The organism is Streptomyces sp. RP5T, from assembly GCF_003933965.1.
In the GTDB taxonomy this organism is placed as follows: domain Bacteria; phylum Actinomycetota; class Actinomycetes; order Streptomycetales; family Streptomycetaceae; genus Streptomyces.
The window spans coordinates 1-3,224 of the sequence record NZ_RSAJ01000793.1; the positions used below are offsets into that span (position 1 = coordinate 1).

The 3,224-nt window shown below is 69.6% G+C and carries 4 protein-coding genes; 2 read left to right on the forward strand and 2 right to left on the reverse strand.

Annotated features, from left to right (window positions below):
- On the reverse strand, window positions 1-863 hold an 863-nt coding region (locus tag EHS43_RS41085; RefSeq protein ID WP_148104247.1), incomplete at its 3' end, for a beta-galactosidase.
- A gap of 110 nt (window positions 864-973) precedes the next feature.
- Here EHS43_RS41085 and EHS43_RS41090 point away from each other — a divergent pair.
- Window positions 974-1,432, forward strand: a complete 459-nt coding sequence (locus EHS43_RS41090; protein WP_125195616.1) for an Rrf2 family transcriptional regulator — start codon at window positions 974-976, stop codon at window positions 1,430-1,432.
- 169 nt (window positions 1,433-1,601) lie between these two features.
- On the forward strand, window positions 1,602-2,252 hold the full coding sequence (locus EHS43_RS41095) for a DUF4360 domain-containing protein (protein ID WP_125195617.1): 651 nt from the start codon (window positions 1,602-1,604) through the stop codon (window positions 2,250-2,252).
- 44 nt (window positions 2,253-2,296) lie between these two features.
- On the opposite strand, the gene EHS43_RS41100 is transcribed toward EHS43_RS41095, so the two are convergent.
- Window positions 2,297-3,085 carry an intradiol ring-cleavage dioxygenase gene (locus tag EHS43_RS41100; protein ID WP_125195618.1) on the reverse strand — a complete coding sequence of 263 codons (789 nt, stop codon included), beginning with the start codon at window positions 3,083-3,085 and terminating at the stop codon, window positions 2,297-2,299.
- Window positions 3,086-3,224: the final 139 nt, after the last annotated feature.

Here is a 3,224-nt window from a genome sequence, read left to right on the forward strand (position 1 = left end):
CCCTCACCGAAGTCCCCCCAGTCCGGCGGCACTTCGCCCGGCAGGGGATAGCCGTCGAAGCCGTAGAGCCAACCGCGCTCCTCGCCAGCGGTGTTGAAGGAGCCGGGAGTCCAATGACCGTTCCTGCCCTTGTCGTTGTGGAACAGCGGAACATCGATTCCGTCGGCACGCACCTTCTTGTACAGGTGGGACATGTAGTCGCGGCCGAGGGGGTCGTCGACGAAGGCGTCGTACTCGTTCTCGATCTGGTAGAGCAGGACCGTGCCCCGGCCCTTGGTGAACAGGTGCCGGGCGGCGATCGCGTTCACCTCGGTCAGCCACTCGTCGACGTACGACAGATAGGTGGGGTCCGAGGTGCGGGCCCGGCCCGCGGTCGCCGTGAGCCAGCCGGGGAAGCCGCCGCCGTCGACCTCGGCGTTGATGTACGGGCCCGGGCGCAGGATCACGTACAGGCCGGTCTCGGCGGCCGTGCGCAGGAACAGGTCCAGGTCGCGGACGCCGGTGAAGTCGTACCGGCCGGGGCCGGGGGAGTGGTAGTTCCAGGCCACGTACACGCTCACCGCGTTGAAGCCGTGGGCGCGCATCTTCTGCAGGATGTCCCGCCACAGCGAGGGGCTCGGCAGCCGGAAGGGGTGCATCTCGCCGGACCACAGCACCAGGCGCCGGCCGTCGACCAGCAGCGAGTACTTGTCGTAGCCGACCTTGTGCCGCGCCCGGTCGGCGGCGGGCGCGCCCGGCGCGGGCCCGGTGGGCACGCTGTGGGAGGCGTAGGCCCGGGTGGTCTCCCCACCACTGCCGCTCAGCGCGAAGCCGAGCGCCGTGGTGCCGGCGAGGGCGCTGAATGTACGTCTGCTCAGCTCCAAGGGAGCGCCTCCTGGTCGTGCCGCGCTTGCGCCAGTCCGTCCGTGGGTGTGGTTGGTGTGCCTATTGTGGCGTGGCCATTGTCTCCGCCCGTACGCCGCACAATTGTCGTATGAGGATCTCTGCACGGGCGGACTACGCGGTACGGGCGGTGCTGGAGCTTGCCGTGCGGCAGGGCACGGAGCCGGTGAAGGCCGAGGCCATCGCCGCGGTCCAGGAGATTCCGCACAAGTTCCTGGAGGGGATCCTCGGTGATCTGAGGCGCGGCGGGATCGTCGACAGCAGGCGCGGCGGGGGTGGCGGGTACCGGCTCGCGCGGGAGGCCTCGGCCATCACGGTCGCGGACGTCATCCGCGCGGTCGACGGGCCGATCGTGTCGGTGCGCGGCGAGCGGCCCACCGGTCTGGAGTACACGGGATCCGCGCAGCCCCTGCTCCCGCTGTGGATCGCCCTGCGGGCCAACGTCCGCAAGATCCTGGAGGGCGTCACCGTCGCCGACATCGCGGGGGACGCGCTCCCCGAGCCGGTGCGCCGGCTCGCGGCCGAACCGGCCGCGTGGGAGAACCCCTGAGCCGGTCAACTCCACCTGTGCACAGGTGAGTTCGGCCATAGCCGGAATGGCTTGAGTTCGCCCTGGCGGGGTCCCAGGGCGCTCCCTACGATTCGATCGCCGCGGTGCTTCACAGAAACCACACAGGTTCTCCACGCTTCAACACTTCAGCGCAGAGGAGAGACCCCCCATGGCTAGTGGACTGCTCCTGGGCGGCGCCGTCGCCGCCCTCATGACCGCGGCGCTGCCCGCGCACAACCCCTCCGGCGGGTTCGTCGACCCGCCGCCGGACAAGATCGTCATCAACGTCGCCACGGTGAACGGCTCCGGCTGTCCCGCGGGCACGGCGGCCGTCGCGGTCTCCGAGGACAACACGGCGTTCACGGTGACCTACAGCGACTACCTGGCCCAGGTCGGCGGCAACTCCGACCCCACCGCGTTCCGCAAGAACTGCCAGCTCAACCTGATCGTCCACGTCCCGCAGGGCTTCACGTACGCCATCGCCAGCGCGGACTACCGCGGCTTCGCCTCGCTCCAGGCCGGGGCGAGCGGCGTCCAGCGGGCCTCGTACTACTTCCAGGGCTCCTCGCAGACCGCCTTCAAGACCCACACCTTCCCGGGCGCCTACAACGACAACTGGCAGGCGACCGACACCACCGACTGGGCCCAGCTGGTCTGGGCGCCCTGCGGGGTGCAGCGCAACTTCAACATCAACACGGAGGTCCGCGTGAACGCGGGCACCTCCTCGCCGTCCAAGGTCAGCTTCATGACGATGGACTCGACCGACGGCGACATCAGCACCGTCTACCACATGGCGTGGAAGGAGTGCCCGGGCAAGTGAACGGGTGTCGCCCGCCGCTTCTGTGGGCGGCGGGCGACGCGTGATCAGCGTTCGACGCCGAGCGTCAGGGTGCCCGAGTAGCCGGCGGAGGGGCTGCTGCCCAGGGCGGTGAGGGTCAGCAGACCGGACGCGGCGCCGCCGTCGTCGTAGATCCCGTCCTGGGCGAGGGTGGTGCGGGTGACCGTGTTGGCCGAGTACGGCGAGAGCGCGCCGACCCTGGCGGTGATCTGCTCGTCGAAGAAGAGCTGGCCGGTGTGGAGTTCGGTGCCGCCGGTGAAGGAGCCGTCGGAGGTGAGGGTGACGTTCACGTGCACTTTCACGTGGATGTGCACGCAGCGGCCCCGGTACCAGCCCGGGTAGACCGTGGTGATGGAGGCGACGCCACGGGAGTCGGTGAGCACGCCGCCGCGCAGGAAGGTGCCGCTGTCGGGCTCGTTGTGGCCGTTGTTGCCGACGTAGCCGGAGTACTCGCCGAGCGCGTCGCAGTGCCAGATCTCCACGAGGGCGTTGCTGATCGTGGCGCAGGTGTCGTCGTCGACGACGGTGAGGGCGAGTTTGAGCGGGAAGCCGGTCTTGCCCTCGGTGATGTCGGAGCGGACGTACTGGCCGTCGAGGTAGTAGGGGCCCTCGGTCATCTCCCTGGTGAGGGTGCAGACCGCCGCGGCGGCGACCGGGGCCGTGTCCGTCATGTCCGCCGTGTCCGCCGCGTTCGTCGTGGGGGACGGCTGGGTCCTGGACACCGCGGTGCCCACGGCCAGGGTGGCGGCGGTGGCGCCCGTGGCGACCAGGACGGTGCGACGGGCGATGCTGTCGTTCATGGGGGTTTCTGTCATGAACACGGCACCGTAGAAGCGGTCGCTGTCGGTGGGCTGTGATTTCGGCAAAGTGAGGGGTCGTCAAGTTTCTTGCGAGACAGGTTGCGCTGTCGGGCGGGGTGGGCGCGGTAGCGTATCGGGGCGTATGCCGACAAGC

Coding starts and splice junctions, on each gene's coding strand:
- EHS43_RS41090 (WP_125195616.1), top strand. CDS start 974: ATGAGGATCTCTGCACGGGCGGACTACGCGGTACGGGCGGTGCTGGAG.
- EHS43_RS41095 (WP_125195617.1), top strand. CDS start 1,602: ATGGCTAGTGGACTGCTCCTGGGCGGCGCCGTCGCCGCCCTCATGACC.
- EHS43_RS41100 (WP_125195618.1), bottom strand. CDS start 3,085: ATGACAGAAACCCCCATGAACGACAGCATCGCCCGTCGCACCGTCCTG.